The following is a 13,621-nucleotide window of genomic DNA, read 5'->3' as shown; positions in this document are numbered from 1 at the left end:
GATGCGCGTATGACTGTTCAAACGCCCGCCGCTTCGCCCCCCATGTCGCCGCTCGCCATCATCGTCCTCGCCGCCGGAAAAGGCACCCGCATGAAGAGCGACCTGCACAAGGTTCTCCACCCCATCGCAGGCCGCCCCATGCTGATGCACCTGCTGGCCAGCGCCGCGCAGCTTGCGCCAGAGCGGCAAGTCGTCGTCGCAGGCCACGGGCGCGATCAGCTGGAAAAGGCGCTGGGCAGCAGCGCCACCATCGCCGTGCAGGACCCGCAGCTTGGCACCGCCCACGCCGTGCAGCAGGCCGAAGGCGCGCTGGCAGGCTTCGATGGCGATGTGCTGATCCTCTATGGCGATGTGCCCTTCGTTCGCACCGAAACGATGCAGGCCATGATCGCCCGCCTGCACGAAGCAGACGCCCCCGCCGCCGTCGTGCTCGGCTTCACGCCCGCAGACCCGCTGCAATATGGCCGCATCATCACCGAAGGCAGCCGCATCGTGAAAATGGTCGAGCACAAGGACGCGACCGAGGAAGAGCGCCAGTGCCGCACCTGCAATTCGGGCCTGATGGCCCTGCGCAGCGCCGACCTGTTCGGCCTCCTCGCCCGCGTGGGCAACGACAACGCGCAGGGCGAATACTACCTGCCCGACGTGGTCAACATCGCGCTGGCCGATGGCCGCACTTGCGCGGTCGTCGTTACGACGGATGAAGACGAAGTCGCCGGGATCAACTCCCGCGCCGAACTGGCCAAAGCCGAAGCCCGCTGGCAACAGCGTCGCCGCGCCCAGGCCATGGCCGATGGCGCAACCCTGATCGCGCCCAAAACCGTGTGGTTTGCGTGGGACACAAAGATCGGCCGCGATGTGCTGATCGAACCCAACGTGTTCTTCGGCCCCGGCGTGACCGTGGCCGATCACGTCACGATCCACGCCTTCAGCCACCTCGAAGGCGCAACCTTGGCGCAAGGCGTCCAGATCGGCCCCTACGCCCGCCTGCGCCCCGGCGCGGACTTGCGCGAAAAGGCCAAGGTCGGCAATTTCGTCGAAATCAAGAACGCCGTCCTGCACAAAGGCGCCAAGGCCAACCACCTGACCTACCTCGGCGATGCCGATGTGGGCGCAGGCGCCAACATCGGCGCAGGCACCATCACCTGCAACTACGACGGCTATTTCAAACACAAAACCGTCATAGGCGAACGCGCCTTCATCGGCTCGAATTCAGCCCTGATCGCGCCGGTAAAGATCGGCGCGGACGCGATTGTGGCGGCAGGCAGCGCGGTGTCACGCGATGTGGCCGATGGAGAGTTGCGCATGGTGCGCGCGGAGCAGCTGGTGAAGCCGGGCTGGGCGGATCGGTTTCATGATGCGATGAAGAAGAAGAAGGGGTGAAGTAGCATGAAGATCAAGGTTTAAGCACTGCTAAATTTCCTAAGGAACAAAAAGATGAACAGTGTTGCAACCGCTAAGGCACTAGCAGGAAGTTTCCGCGTCGGAGGGCGGGAATGGTCATATAAATACCGTGAAATTCAAAAATTCCGAGAAAATTCTCTTACGAAATATACCCAGTCTCAGCAGAAAAAATATTCGAAAATGGCAAAAAGCTGGTCAAAATATGTAAACTCGGAATGGATTTGTCGCATTTACCTTTCGGCGAAGATGGTAATGATGGCGACTTTGCAATTAAATGCGCTTGAGTTTGGAAACGAAAGGAACTTAAGAATTGTTGGGCCATATCTTTCGTACTATTCAATTTTTTCCCTTTTAAGAGGAGTTGTTTTCACCCTTCCAAATGTCGACTGGTCGAATGGATCCCTTATAACTATGTCGCACAGTAAGGTTGTGAAATTGGCATTTGATCAATTGCGATACCTAGATGATGATTGGGCATCCAATTCGAAAAAAGCCGTTGAACGTCTTAGGCATGAGCGTGAGCTATTATCTTATTGGCATCCGTCTAGTGGTGATGAAAAATTTCAAAAATTTCCTGAAATTCTTCTATTGGCTACGCAACTCGCGGAAATTATGCAAATAAATTCGGAGATGTTGGAAAAGTCAATTATCTCCAACGCCAAGAATGATAGTTTTGTTTTTTTACCTAATTACGCTGAGAATCTTTCCCAAGTCGAGCTTGTTGGGCAGATGCATGTTGATTGGAATGATGCCTACAGACTAAGTTATTTGGCCAGAAAGTGGCCGAGGCCAACTAGTGTTCAACATACGATAACTGAGGGCCACGTTGATGATTTTTTCGGTGCCTGGTGTGCAGATCATCTATCCGATAATGAATCGTTTGATCCCGATTGTGGAAATCAACTAATTTTTGATATGCCCTAAAAGTTAGCCGGATCGGTGGATAATTCACGAACTCACTACACCCTCAATCAGCCCGAAGCCGCTCCCCAACTCTCACCATCAGATTCATCTGCTCGTGCAGAATGGCTACGATCATCGCCGGGGCTTCGTCCTGCGGCAGGCAGAAAACGTAGTGATGCTCACAACGACCGACACGCAGGCGTGGGTGGATTTCATCGAGTCTCCGGTAATGCTCTTCGCCCGCAGCAAGGCGTGCCATACCGTGTTCCAGCGCCTTTACGTACTTGCGCGTCTGGGCATCGCCCCATCGGTTTCGGGTGTATCGGATCACACCCCGCAAGTCAGCTTCCGCTGCTGCGGTCAATACATAGCCACCGCTCAAACTGCGTTATCCGCTCTCAACTCATCCTCAAGGATTGCGCTAACGCTCTTGCCAGAAACTGCGCCACCCAGCCCGTGACCAATCCGCTCTTCCAGTAGGCCCTTGAGTTCCTGCCACGCTTGTTCGTCGTCGGTTGAAGCAGGAAAAAGCCGCTCCAACGCATATTGACGGATCGTCTTGCCCTGCAGCGCCGCGATGGCTTTCAAACGTTGGTGCTGCTGGTCGCTGATGTCGATGGTAAGGCGGCTCATCATGCTGCTCCGATGTGGGTTACCACATTATCAGAAACGTGGGTGCAGCGAAAGACGAACCGCTCGGGATTACGGTGACACTCAACTAAATCCCGAGCCTCACTTTCAATGCACACCAGCACCCACAAAACCCCGTCGCCCCGGAGGTGATCCGGGGCATGGCTGCCTTTTCGAACACATCATCCAAAAACGCCCCAAACGCCCCCTAAACGCCGAATTAACCACAATCCTCTACTACCCCCGCCATGTCGCGCGTCTTTGTCAGCCTGCTTTGCATCATCGGCCTGTCGCCGTGGCACGCGGCACATGCGCAGGGTGTGTTTGATCGTTCGACGCTTTCGGGCGTGATCGTGGCCGGGGCGGTGGTGGCTACGGATGCGCCAGCGTGGACCGGCGGCGGCCTTGGAAAGGTGGAGCATCGCGGGGTGCAGGCCGATGCCGATGCGGTTGTTGCCTGGCGGCCCGATCTGACGCCGCGCCTGTCATCGCACATCGCGCTGGCGCTGCAATCATCGGTGCGCGGAGTGGTGGGGCTTGATGAAGCCTATCTGCGCCTGCGCCGTGATCCCGAAGCGGCGGTTGGCCTTACCGCGCGGGCCGGGCTGTTCTTCCCGCCGGCTTCGCTCGAACATGATGGCGCGGAATGGACCACGCACCACACGCTGACGCCTTCGGCCATCGGCAGCTGGATTGCCGAAGAGGTCAAAGTGCTGGGCGCAGAGGCCACCGTTCACACCGCCCTTGCCGGCAAGCCCACCAGCCTGACCTTCGCGGCCTTCGCGGCCAACGATACGGCGGGCACCCTGCTCACTTTTCGCGGATGGGCCTTGCATGATCTGCGCGCCACCGCCGGTCAGACTCTGCCGCTGCCCCCGGTCACTCCGGCCTTCTTCGAACAGGCCCCCCGCACGCGGCCCGTGATCGAACTCGATGGCCGCATTGGCGCTTATGCCAAGGCAGAGGTAGCCCTTTCCGATGCCTTGAGCCTGAGCACGATGGTCTATTCCAATCAGGGCGATCTCGTGGCGCTGCGCAATGGCCAATATGCTTGGGAAACCCGCTTTGCAACCGTAGGAGCCAGCCTGCGCACGCCCGGAAACACCACCGTTCTGACGCAAGTCCTGTTCGGCACATCGCGCATGGGACTTAATGCAGACCGACAGGCGGTGACCGACGTGTCGTTCGGCTCGGCCTATCTGCTGGTATCAAAGCCCTTGCGCAAAGGCGCGCTGACCGGGCGGATCGAAGCTTTCGCCATCGATGATCATTCCTTCCTCGATATGGAAGACAATCAGGAAAAGGGCGCCGCGCTGACCGGGGCATGGACCCGTCCCCTGTCCGGCACGACTGAGCTGGTGACCGAAGTCGTCGGCGTCTGGAGCGACCGGCCCGCTCGCGTGCGGCTGGGCACCCGCGCCGATCAGGTTGACGTTCAGACGAAAGTTGCCCTGCGCACCCGGTTTTGAAGACGACTTGCAATTGGCCGATCGCGCAAGGGCCAGAACATACCATTTTCCTACAGCGCAGAGATCATGGCAGAGTCCGGCCATGCCACACCCCTCGTCGCCATGCCCTGAACACTCGCTGCAACCGCGTGCGCAGCACCGTGCGGCGCATGTCCCCGGGCGGTTGCCCAGCCAGTGAAATGCCCCTCGCGTTTTTCTCCATGGACTGTGTAAACAGTGTAAACCTTGTCAGGAAAACCGCCGCGAACCTGAACGGAAACACCCCTTCAACCCCGGTTCATTCACCGCTGGACAAAACCCCGCGCGCTCGCAATTGGAAAGACAATCCCAAGGTTTTCATGCGACAGCACGAACACAAACATTTCAGGATCAAGCCAGAACCATGTGCGGAATCATCGGAATTGTCGGCAAGGAACAAGTGGCAGACCGGCTGGTCGATGGCCTGCGCCGCATGGAATATCGCGGCTATGACAGCGCGGGCGTCTGCATGGTTGATGGCGGGGCGCTCGTCCGCCGCCGCGCCGAGGGCAAGCTGCAGAACCTCGTGCTTGAACTTGAACGCAATCCCGCTTCCGGCCTGATCGGCATCGCCCACACCCGCTGGGCCACCCACGGCGCGCCCACCACCAGTAACGCCCACCCCCACGCCACGGGCGAAGTCGCGCTGGTCCACAACGGTATCATCGAGAATTTCAAGCCGCTGCGCGAAGGCCTGATCGCGCGCGGGCGCACGTTTGAAAGCGAGACCGATACCGAAGTCGTCGCCCACCTCGTGTCCGAACTGGTCGAGACGGGGCAGTCGCCGCAGGATGCGGTCAAGGCCGTACTGCCGCAATTGCGCGGGGCCTTCGCGCTGGCCATCGCGTTTCGGCAGCATGACAACATGCTGATCGGCGCGCGCCTCGGCTCGCCGCTGGTGGTGGGTTACGGGGAAGGGGAAACCTACCTCGGGTCTGACGCGCTGGCGCTCGCCCCGCTGACGCAGCGCATCACTTATCTTGAAGAGGGTGACTGGGTGGTCATCACCCGCGATGGTGCGCAGATCTTCGATGCGGACAACACCGCGGTGACGCGCCCAGTCGTCGCATCGGGCGCAACCGCCGCTGCCATCGAAAAGGGCAATTACCGCCACTTCATGCAGAAGGAAATCTTCGAACAGCCGGTCGTCGTCGCGCAAACCTTGCGCAGCTATTTGCGCCGGGTGGAGCAGACCGTGGCCCTGCCGCAGATCGATTTTGATCTTGCCTCCATCAACCGCGTCACCATCGTCGCCTGCGGCACCAGCTTCTACGCCGCGATGGTCGCCAAATACTGGTTCGAGCAGTTCGCGCGGCTGCCGGTGGACATCGATGTGGCGTCCGAATTCCGCTACCGCGATCCCGTGTTGGAAGAGGGCGGTCTGTCGCTGTTCATTTCGCAGAGCGGCGAGACGGCGGACACGCTGGCCGCGCTGCGCCATTGCAAGGCGGCGGGGCAGACCATCGCGGTGGTCGTCAACGTGCCTACCAGCACGATGGCGCGCGAGGCGGACCTGCTGCTGCCCACCCACGCCGGGCCGGAAATCGGTGTCGCTTCCACCAAAGCCTTTACCTGCCAGCTTGCCGTACTGGCGGCGCTCGCGGCTCACCTTGCGGTCAAGCGCGGGCGCATGAACCGCGCCGAAGAGGCCGCGATTGTCGAGCATCTGGTCGAAGTGCCCGCTGCGCTCAACGCCGCGCTCAGCCACGATGACGAGATCGCAGGCATGGCGCACCTGATCGCGCCTGCACGCGATGTGCTTTATCTCGGGCGCGGTGCGGATTATCCGCTGGCGCTGGAAGGCGCACTGAAGCTTAAGGAAATCAGCTACATCCATGCCGAAGGCTATGCCAGTGGCGAGATGAAGCACGGGCCGATTGCGCTGATCGACGAACTTGTCCCGGTCATCGTCCTCGCGCCATCCGGCCCGCTGTTCGAAAAGACCGTCAGCAACATGCAGGAAGTGCGCGCGCGTGGCGGCAAGGTGGTGCTGATCTCGGATGCTGAGGGCATTGCCGAAGCGGGCGAGGGGTGCCTTGCCACCATCGAAATGCCCAAAGTCCACCCGCTGATCGCGCCGCTGGTCTATGCGGTGCCGGTGCAGTTGCTGGCCTATCACGTAGCCGTGGCCAAGGGCACCGATGTGGACCAGCCGCGCAATCTGGCCAAGTCCGTTACGGTGGAATGAACCGGTTACCCCTGCGCCGCGATATGTCGCGGCTCAGGGGAATGCTGGCAGCCTCGCCCTGAATCAGGTCAGAATCTGGGTGCTGGGCAAAGCGAGTGCAGACGTTATTGCGCCATAGGCATCGGCAAAAGAATGTTTCGGAGGACCAATGACAGCGATACCGTCTGAACAAGATCAGCGCGAACACTTTGCCTTTTGCGTGCAAGTGCTTGGCGGGGTCACCGCAGCTTCGCGGCGGCTGGGCATTGATGAGCGCGCACTGCGCCGGTTCATCAGTGGTGAAAAGCCGTTCGGGGTAGGGCTGCTTGAAGACACTGCCCATGCCCTGCGCGCGCTGATAGCCGAAGCGACGGAAGCCGAACGCCAGATTGCCGCAATGCTGCCCGGTCAGTCTTCCACCACGTAGTGGATCGGCTTGAAGCTTCCGCCGTTTGATGCCCCTGCCGAGCACGCCGTAAGGCCTACTATCAGATCGCGGCAGGCGCGCAGGCGGATGAAGTCGCCGGATTTGCTGATCGGTGGCAGGACTTCGATCTTGCCGGTGCGTGCGTCTACCGGCACGTTCATGAAAATGTTGAACGCCACCGGTATGGCGTCGGGTTCAACGCCATAAGGTTCGAGCGCTGCGGCTAGATTCCCAAAGCAGCCCCGGTGCACGGGCTCTTGCGGGTAAAAGTGGCGGAAGGTCGCCTCGCTGCAGGGCGTCAGCAGAAAATCGTGGCAGCCCACAGTGTCCTCGATGATTTTCAGCATCGGGTTTGATCGGTTGGACCACAGCACGTTGCCGGTGGTCAGGCGGATCGTCTCTTCATAATCGAATGTGCGCCCGGACGAGATGACCTCGCGCAGGTCATGCGCGTCAAATGCCAGCAGATCGCTCACCTGCACGCCGCGCGGATCGATCACGCGCAGCACTTGCCCCTTGGCCAGCGGGAAAGCGGTGCCACTGCGGGGTGGGATCTCATGGGGCGTCATGCTGCGTTCGCGCGTTTGTCGCTGAACGGGCAGCGCCATGTTTCGTCCACCAGCCTGCCGCTGTATTGTGCCGCTTCGCTGGCCTCGCCATGGCGGGCGAGCATGGGATTGATATCCCCTGCCAGTGCCACATCGCGGTTGAGGATGGTGGCGCGCATCTTGTCATAGCGGCCGTCCTCGCGCAGCTTTTCGAACTGATCATGCAGATTGAATACGAGCGTGGGCCGGGCAAACCGCCGGGCCGGGCGCGAAGCATTGGGGTGCAGGCCGACCACGAAAAAGGCCTCGCCGCCAAAGCTCAGCGAGAAATGCGGGTCAGCCGGATCGGCGCTGACACGGTGATCATAGGGATGGCCCAGCCACGCATCCTTGTCGGCAAAGGACTGGATGCGCTGCCACATCAGTTCTTCGAACCGCGATTCGTCGATATCAGCAGGGCCTTCAAATGTCACCGCAAGGCTGCGCAGGCCACCCGGATCGGCGCGATATTCAGCTGCCCAGTTCATCAGCGCCTGATGGATGATCAGATCATCCCACGAACTGTCGAGGCTGTGGCAAGCGAGCACCTTGAGCGTGCCGCGCGCCATCGCGGATTTGGCACCAACGCAAGGAAATGCAGCGTTGCCAATGGTTTCGAACAAGGCGTTTTCTGCCACGGCTTGGGTATGCTGGTCGGTCAACATGCGTTTTGTTCCCTTGGCTCCGTCGAACGATCGAGTGGCAAAGGGGTTCCATCACGCGTTGGTTGCTGCGGTTGCCCTGACCTTGTCCCACGGGAACGTTGACTTGCCTGCCGTTGCGCGCCAGTGGCGCGCTTGTCCTGTTCTATCGTGGCAGACTAAACACTCGCCCGGACGGGACAGATGCAGAATGACAGCGGCACCGCGCGGATCGACGCGGTCATCACATGGGTAGATGGCGACGACCCGCGCCATATCGCCAAGCGTTTGCATCATCAGCCGCAAGCGCCGCGCAATGTGAACGGCACCAATCCGCATCGCTGGGCGTGCAACGATGAATTGGGCTATTGCCTTCGCTCAATCGCCAACCATGCGCCGTGGATCGGGCGGATATGGATCATCACCGATGCACAAGTGCCGGACCTGTCCCGCCTTCCGTCGGATCTGGTCAACCGTATCGCAATCGTCGATCACCTGACGCTGTTTGCGGGCCATGAAAGCGTTCTGCCAACCTTCAACTCGCTGGCCATCGAAACGTTATTGTGGCGCATTCCGGGTTTGGCTGAACGGTTCGTCTACTTCAATGACGACGTGTTCCTAACCGGGCCGCTAGAGCCCGAAGACGTGTTCTGCGGTGATGCCCCCGTGCTGCGCGGCGGATGGGTGGATCAGCGCGCCATCGCCGCCGATCCTGCCAGCCGCGATGATCCCACTCTGCTCAATGCACTGACGCAGATCAACGCGGCGGCGCTGGCAGGCTTTGGTGCAGAGCGATTGTTCCGCGCGGCCCATGTTGTCCACCCGCTGCGCCGGTCGGTGCTGGCCCGGCTTTATGATCAGCATCGTGCCGCATTTGTGGCAAATATCAGCCACCGTTTCCGCTGCGTTTCGCAGTTCCTGCCACAAGGATTGCATAACCATGCATGTATCGCAGCCGGAGAGGTAGTGCTGCAGGTGGCGGAAGATCATCTGCATTTGCGCACCGGCGCGGTGCTGGATTATCCGCTGCCGCATGTGCGGGCCTATTTGGCTCGCGCGCTGCAACCCCAATTCAAGTTCCTGTGCGTCAACGATTTGCCGCAGGTCGAAGCCGTCATCCCCGATACACGCGAGTGGATCGAACGCGCTATTGCGGCGTAGTGGCCCTTATCCGAAGTCCGCCACATTGCGCCGATTTCGCAAATGCGGCTCCAGCGTCTTGACTTGAAGCAATCGCAGCGGTGCCCGCTGAAGATGGGTTTCAACCGCAATGCCACAGTCGTAGCGTTTTTCCGCCAGACAAGGGATGTCTTGCTGCCGCTGTACTGAAAGCGCGGCAAAGCTGGGTCAGGTCTTGATGGCGCGGCCGGCAGTGGTGGTGCATGATCTTAAGATCAGTCAGCCAGAATGCGTCCGCGTTGACCCTGATTTGCAGCGGATTCAATGCGTGAAGGCCATATCTACCAACGATAATTCCGCAGGAGTACAGTCACCATCACAGAGGACCCGGGCCAATCCCGAGCAGACATCGCGCGAGCAGGATGAGATGGAAAAGCTGGATTCGATCGACTTCAAGATCCTTGCGCATTTGCAGGAGAACAGCCGGATCACTAACATTGCGCTGGCTGACGCCGTCGGCCTTACGGCAAGCCCCTGCCTGCAAAGGGTGAAGCGGCTGGAAAGCATCGGCCTCATCCGGTCCTATGGAGCAAGGCTGGCGCTGGGCATGTTGGGTGAGCATGTCATGGTGTTCACAGAGGTGACCCTGACCGGCCATCGCACGTTCCGCTTCGAGAAGTTTCTCGATTGCGCCCGCCAGATCCCCGAAGTGCTGGAGTGCCACCATGTTACGGGCGGCTACGACTATCTGCTGCGTATCGTTGCCCGCAGTGTTTCGCACTACAGCCGGGTTCTTGAACGGCTATTCGAAGGCAATGTCGGCATCGGCAAGATTTCGAGCTACATTGTTCTGAGTTCGCCGATCGAGCGGGACAGTCTGCCGCTGGGGGAGTTGTTTGATATCGGCGCAAGCGAAGGCGCTTGATCAGGCACTTGTAAGCTTAAATCTGATGCCCGCGGCATTTCGGCTACTTTATCCTGCTGATGACATTCGCAAGTTCGGCACAAACCTCTGCTCCTCACTGCGTAGACATCAATCAGAAAGTTTGCGGAGGTTTGCAAATGGCTGTGTTTCGTCCGAAGTTCGTGACCTTTGATTGTCATGGCACCCTGATCAACTTCCAGATGGCCGATGTTGCCCGGGAGTTGTATGCAGAGATGCTGGACGAGGCTCGGATGGCCGAGTTTATCAAGAATTTCCAAGCCTATCGGATTGATGAAGTTTCGCAGGACTGGAAGCCCTATGCTGATGTCGTGCACAACGCACTCGAACGGGCCTGCCGCCGCAACAAGGTTTCGTTCAAGCCTGAAGACGCGGACCTGATCTACAACCGGATTCCGACATGGGGACCGCACCCGGATGTTCCAGCAGGGCTTGCCCGTCTGGCGCAGCACATCCCGCTGGTTATCCTCACCAACTCGATGGTGACGCAGATTTCGTCCAACGTCGCCAAACTTGGCGCACCATTTCATGCAGTGATCACTGCTGAGGAGGCGGGGTCCTACAAGCCCCATCTGCGCGCGTTCGAATACATGTTCGATGTGCTGGGCTGCGGGCCTGAGGATATCACGCACGTGTCTTCATCGTTCCGCCATGATCTCATGTCCGCTTACGATATCGGGATCAAAAGCAAGGTCTGGGTCAACCGTGGGCATGAACCAGCCAATCCGTTCTATGAATATACCGAAATTGCCGATATTTCTCAGCTGCCTGCAGTTTTCGGGTTCTGAGTGGCGCAGGGCTGATGGCGCAAGTCGATCTCATCCGGCCGCTGCGATGCAGGGGGAAAAGCGAAGCCGAATACAGGGCGGCTGCCGCATTGCTTGCCCTGCCGCCTTATATCCCTGCCGCTGATTTTCCGCTCGATCTGCTTGAGCGCCATTATGGCTCGACAGGTTCGGTCACAGTCCTCGCTTCGGAATTTGAACGTACTCTTGGCGTGGAGGAGGCGAGTGGACGGCGGCTGATCCTGAAGCTGTCCAATCGGCCCGAGGCAAGGGCGAGCTTCCAGTTTCAGAGCACTGTGCTGCGGGGGCTGGAAGATGCGTCCGATCTGCCGCTGCCGCGCATCGTAACGACGGTGAATGGCGATGATCTGTTCCGTGATGGAGAGGTGTGCGGTTATCTGCAGACGCAGATCATCGGGGCGCCGCTTCATACGCTTGCGCCAACCGCGCCTCTGCTGCGGCAGGTTGGAGCAACGCTGGCGCGGCTGGGGATGGCACTGAGCGGCATTGATGCGCCCACGTCTGATCGGCCGGTGCTCTGGCAGATCGGATCATGGCCGTGGTTAAAAGAACTGCTGACCTATCTTCCCGCTGGGTCGACATCGGACCGGGCCAAGACAGCACTGGCCCACTACCAGACCCACGTTGAACCGCACATCGGCGAGCTGGACTGGCAAATCACGCACAATGATCCCAGCCCGTTCAACATGTTTCAGACCAACAGCGGGATCGCCTTCATCGACTTTGGCGATGGCGGCTGGAACCCCCGGATTCAGGACCTGGTCATCGCGGCCAGCCATTTCGTAACCGATCCGGGCCAGACGCTTGGTGGGGCCGAACCGATCATCGCAGGTTATCATGCGGTGCGGCCGCTGACGGCGCTCGAAATGCGCCTGCTCGTCAGCATGATCCGCGCGAGGCAGACCGCTCTCATCCTGATCAATCACTGGCGCGCCAATCTCTTTCCAGACGAGGCGCAATACATCATGAAAAACGTCAAACGCGCCGAGACTGGCCTTCTCATTCTGTCAGCCCTTGATGCCAATGTTTATGCCAATGCTCATTCGGATGCTGCTGAACGCGCTGTACACGCTGCCGTTGCCGCCAGTTGCTGATGCCCGAATACAATAAACGCGAGTGTTTGAACGGAAAGCCAGCCATGTCGACCGACCTGATGCCAAACCGGTACCGCCCCGGCGAAGTCCTGCTCCCCGAACGCGAAGCGGCGCTCATCGCCCGCCGCGATGCTGTGCTGGGCGCGTCCTATCGGCTGCAGTATCGCAAGCCGGTACACTTCGTGCGCGGCGAAGGGATGTGGCTCTTCGACCCTGACGGCAAGCCCTATCTCGATTTTTACAACAACGTGCCCTCGCTTGGCCACTGCAACGCTGAAGTGAATGCTGCAATGATGGAGCAGGCGGGCCGTCTCAGCGCCAATACCCGCTACCTTGAACCGCGGCTGGTGGACTATGCAGAACGGCTGGTCGGCACCTTTCCGCCAGAGTTGAACCGCGTGGTCTTCACCTGCACTGGCAGTGAGTCCAATGATCTGGCGCTGCGGATTGCGCGGCTTGCCACCGGCAATGAGGGCGTGATCGTATCAGCTTATGCCTACCACGGGACCAGCGCTGCCGATGCTGCAGTTTCGCCGAACTTGGGGGATGCGGTAGACCTCAGCCCGTTTGTGCGGATGGTGAACCTGCCTGGCCCTGCCGGAATTCCAGACGCACAGGCCGCCGATTTCTTTGAAGCCGAAGTGCGTGCCGCCATTCATGACCTGCGCCGTCGCGGGATTGGCGTTGCCGCGTTCCTGTTCGACAGCATTTTTTCAAGCGATGGGGTGTGGGTCGATCCTCCGGGTTTCCTGCAGGGCGCGGTCGACGCAGTCCGGGAAGCTGGCGGCCTTGTGATCGCTGATGAAGTGCAGCCAGGGTTTGGCCGCACTGGCGCGCACTTCTGGGGCTTTGAACGTCATGCCATCGTCCCTGATCTGGTTACGCTGGGCAAGCCGATGGGCAACGGATTTCCGATCGGCGCAGTGGTGGGCCGCCAGAGCCCGGTCGAGACATTTGGCGTGACGGCCCGCTATTCCAATACCTTTGCTGGCAACACGGTGGGTATCGCTACGGCAGACGCCGTTCTGACGATTCTTCAGCGCGACAGGATCCCCGAAAATGTCGTCGCCGTAAGCAAAAGCCTGCGGCGAGGTCTTGAGGAGATCGCCTGCAGGGTGCCCGGCATACTGGGCATCCGCAACGCCGGCCTGTTCTTCGGCATCGATATTGGCCGTTCAACAAGCGACGCCAAGGCGCGCCGTTCCATGGCGCTTGATCTGGTAAATGCCATGCGCGATGATGGCGTGCTGATCAGCACCACCGGAGCCAATGAAGACACGCTCAAAGTGCGGCCGCCGCTGATTTGCCAGCACAGCCACGTTAAGGCGTTTCTGGGTTCCTTCGAAAAAGCGCTGAGTACTGTGAGCCAAAGCTGACACTATCACGGCCGCTGCTTGCCGCTGCCCAGACGCG

The 13,621-nt window shown here is 59.8% G+C and carries 14 protein-coding genes; 10 read left to right on the top strand and 4 right to left on the bottom strand.

Features of this window, described 5'->3' with window-relative positions; genetic code table 11:
• Window positions 1-9: 9 nt before the first annotated feature.
• Together glmU and AC2A1F_RS16045 are read left to right on the top strand one after the other, a co-directional pair.
• A complete protein-coding gene (gene glmU / locus AC2A1F_RS16050; RefSeq protein ID WP_484209788.1) occupies window positions 10-1,383 on the top strand; it encodes a bifunctional UDP-N-acetylglucosamine diphosphorylase/glucosamine-1-phosphate N-acetyltransferase GlmU in 1,374 nt (457 codons plus the stop codon).
• 54 nt (window positions 1,384-1,437) lie between these two features.
• The gene (locus AC2A1F_RS16045; RefSeq protein ID WP_484209787.1) at window positions 1,438-2,328 is read left to right on the top strand and encodes a hypothetical protein; all 891 of its coding nucleotides are present in this window, start codon (window positions 1,438-1,440) and stop codon (window positions 2,326-2,328) included.
• A gap of 43 nt (window positions 2,329-2,371) precedes the next feature.
• Here AC2A1F_RS16045 and AC2A1F_RS16040 read toward each other — a convergent pair whose 3' ends face one another.
• Both AC2A1F_RS16040 and AC2A1F_RS16035 read right to left on the bottom strand, forming a co-directional pair.
• Complete coding sequence (locus AC2A1F_RS16040) at window positions 2,372-2,671, bottom strand: type II toxin-antitoxin system RelE/ParE family toxin (protein ID WP_484209786.1); 300 nt, start codon at window positions 2,669-2,671, stop codon at window positions 2,372-2,374.
• 14 nt (window positions 2,672-2,685) lie between these two features.
• Complete coding sequence (locus tag AC2A1F_RS16035; protein ID WP_484209785.1) at window positions 2,686-2,940, bottom strand: antitoxin; 255 nt, start codon at window positions 2,938-2,940, stop codon at window positions 2,686-2,688.
• Between the two features lie 245 nt (window positions 2,941-3,185).
• Here AC2A1F_RS16035 and AC2A1F_RS16030 point away from each other — a divergent pair, with 245 nt between their 5' ends.
• From AC2A1F_RS16030 to AC2A1F_RS16020, 3 genes are all read left to right on the top strand, one after another.
• The gene (locus AC2A1F_RS16030; protein ID WP_484209784.1) at window positions 3,186-4,406 is read left to right on the top strand and encodes a hypothetical protein; all 1,221 of its coding nucleotides are present in this window, start codon (window positions 3,186-3,188) and stop codon (window positions 4,404-4,406) included.
• A 382-nt stretch (window positions 4,407-4,788) separates the two neighbouring features.
• Window positions 4,789-6,612 carry a glutamine--fructose-6-phosphate transaminase (isomerizing) gene (glmS, locus tag AC2A1F_RS16025; RefSeq protein WP_484209783.1) on the top strand — a complete coding sequence of 608 codons (1,824 nt, stop codon included), beginning with the start codon at window positions 4,789-4,791 and terminating at the stop codon, window positions 6,610-6,612.
• A gap of 148 nt (window positions 6,613-6,760) precedes the next feature.
• On the top strand, window positions 6,761-7,018 hold the full coding sequence (locus AC2A1F_RS16020; RefSeq protein ID WP_484209782.1) for a hypothetical protein: 258 nt from the start codon (window positions 6,761-6,763) through the stop codon (window positions 7,016-7,018).
• Here AC2A1F_RS16020 and AC2A1F_RS16015 read toward each other — a convergent pair.
• Window positions 7,000-7,587: a DUF1989 domain-containing protein gene (locus AC2A1F_RS16015; protein ID WP_484209781.1), complete on the bottom strand. Its 588-nt coding sequence runs from the start codon at window positions 7,585-7,587 to the stop codon at window positions 7,000-7,002. The genes AC2A1F_RS16020 and AC2A1F_RS16015 overlap by 19 nt on opposite strands.
• Entirely contained in the window at window positions 7,584-8,270 is a 687-nt protein-coding gene (gene gntA / locus AC2A1F_RS16010; RefSeq protein WP_484209780.1) for a guanitoxin biosynthesis heme-dependent pre-guanitoxin N-hydroxylase GntA, read from the bottom strand. The genes AC2A1F_RS16015 and gntA overlap by 4 nt, the downstream gene beginning before the upstream one ends.
• 180 nt (window positions 8,271-8,450) lie before the next feature.
• Here gntA and AC2A1F_RS16005 point away from each other — a divergent pair, with 180 nt between their 5' ends.
• The 5 genes from AC2A1F_RS16005 to AC2A1F_RS15985 all read left to right on the top strand — a co-directional run bounded on the left by AC2A1F_RS16005 (window position 8,451) and on the right by AC2A1F_RS15985 (window position 13,584).
• On the top strand, window positions 8,451-9,407 hold the full coding sequence (locus AC2A1F_RS16005) for a Stealth CR1 domain-containing protein (protein WP_484209779.1): 957 nt from the start codon (window positions 8,451-8,453) through the stop codon (window positions 9,405-9,407).
• A 385-nt stretch (window positions 9,408-9,792) separates the two neighbouring features.
• Complete coding sequence (locus tag AC2A1F_RS16000) at window positions 9,793-10,290, top strand: Lrp/AsnC family transcriptional regulator (protein ID WP_484209778.1); 498 nt, start codon at window positions 9,793-9,795, stop codon at window positions 10,288-10,290.
• 137 nt (window positions 10,291-10,427) lie between these two features.
• Window positions 10,428-11,096: a haloacid dehalogenase type II gene (locus AC2A1F_RS15995; RefSeq protein WP_484209777.1), complete on the top strand. Its 669-nt coding sequence runs from the start codon at window positions 10,428-10,430 to the stop codon at window positions 11,094-11,096.
• A gap of 14 nt (window positions 11,097-11,110) precedes the next feature.
• On the top strand, window positions 11,111-12,208 hold the full coding sequence (locus AC2A1F_RS15990; protein ID WP_484209776.1) for a phosphotransferase: 1,098 nt from the start codon (window positions 11,111-11,113) through the stop codon (window positions 12,206-12,208).
• A gap of 44 nt (window positions 12,209-12,252) precedes the next feature.
• The gene (locus AC2A1F_RS15985; RefSeq protein ID WP_484209775.1) at window positions 12,253-13,584 is read left to right on the top strand and encodes an aspartate aminotransferase family protein; all 1,332 of its coding nucleotides are present in this window, start codon (window positions 12,253-12,255) and stop codon (window positions 13,582-13,584) included.
• The last annotated feature ends 37 nt before the right edge of the window (window positions 13,585-13,621 follow it).

Source organism: Novosphingobium sp. HNCC26BN242 (genome assembly GCF_057180525.1).
Note: the sequence above shows the minus strand (reverse complement) of the source record. Positions and strands in the feature narration are given on the sequence as shown.

What these genes read in the sequence shown, in the direction of transcription:
- glmU (WP_484209788.1), top strand. Translation starts at nt 10, where the DNA reads ATGACTGTTCAAACGCCCGCCGCTTCGCCCCCCATGTCGCCGCTCGCC.
- AC2A1F_RS16045 (WP_484209787.1), top strand. Translation starts at nt 1,438, where the DNA reads ATGAACAGTGTTGCAACCGCTAAGGCACTAGCAGGAAGTTTCCGCGTC.
- AC2A1F_RS16035 (WP_484209785.1), bottom strand. Translation starts at nt 2,940, where the DNA reads ATGAGCCGCCTTACCATCGACATCAGCGACCAGCAGCACCAACGTTTG.
- AC2A1F_RS16030 (WP_484209784.1), top strand. Translation starts at nt 3,186, where the DNA reads ATGTCGCGCGTCTTTGTCAGCCTGCTTTGCATCATCGGCCTGTCGCCG.
- glmS (WP_484209783.1), top strand. Translation starts at nt 4,789, where the DNA reads ATGTGCGGAATCATCGGAATTGTCGGCAAGGAACAAGTGGCAGACCGG.
- AC2A1F_RS16020 (WP_484209782.1), top strand. Translation starts at nt 6,761, where the DNA reads ATGACAGCGATACCGTCTGAACAAGATCAGCGCGAACACTTTGCCTTT.
- AC2A1F_RS16015 (WP_484209781.1), bottom strand. Translation starts at nt 7,587, where the DNA reads ATGACGCCCCATGAGATCCCACCCCGCAGTGGCACCGCTTTCCCGCTG.
- gntA (WP_484209780.1), bottom strand. Translation starts at nt 8,270, where the DNA reads ATGTTGACCGACCAGCATACCCAAGCCGTGGCAGAAAACGCCTTGTTC.
- AC2A1F_RS16005 (WP_484209779.1), top strand. Translation starts at nt 8,451, where the DNA reads ATGCAGAATGACAGCGGCACCGCGCGGATCGACGCGGTCATCACATGG.
- AC2A1F_RS16000 (WP_484209778.1), top strand. Translation starts at nt 9,793, where the DNA reads ATGGAAAAGCTGGATTCGATCGACTTCAAGATCCTTGCGCATTTGCAG.
- AC2A1F_RS15995 (WP_484209777.1), top strand. Translation starts at nt 10,428, where the DNA reads ATGGCTGTGTTTCGTCCGAAGTTCGTGACCTTTGATTGTCATGGCACC.
- AC2A1F_RS15990 (WP_484209776.1), top strand. Translation starts at nt 11,111, where the DNA reads ATGGCGCAAGTCGATCTCATCCGGCCGCTGCGATGCAGGGGGAAAAGC.
- AC2A1F_RS15985 (WP_484209775.1), top strand. Translation starts at nt 12,253, where the DNA reads ATGTCGACCGACCTGATGCCAAACCGGTACCGCCCCGGCGAAGTCCTG.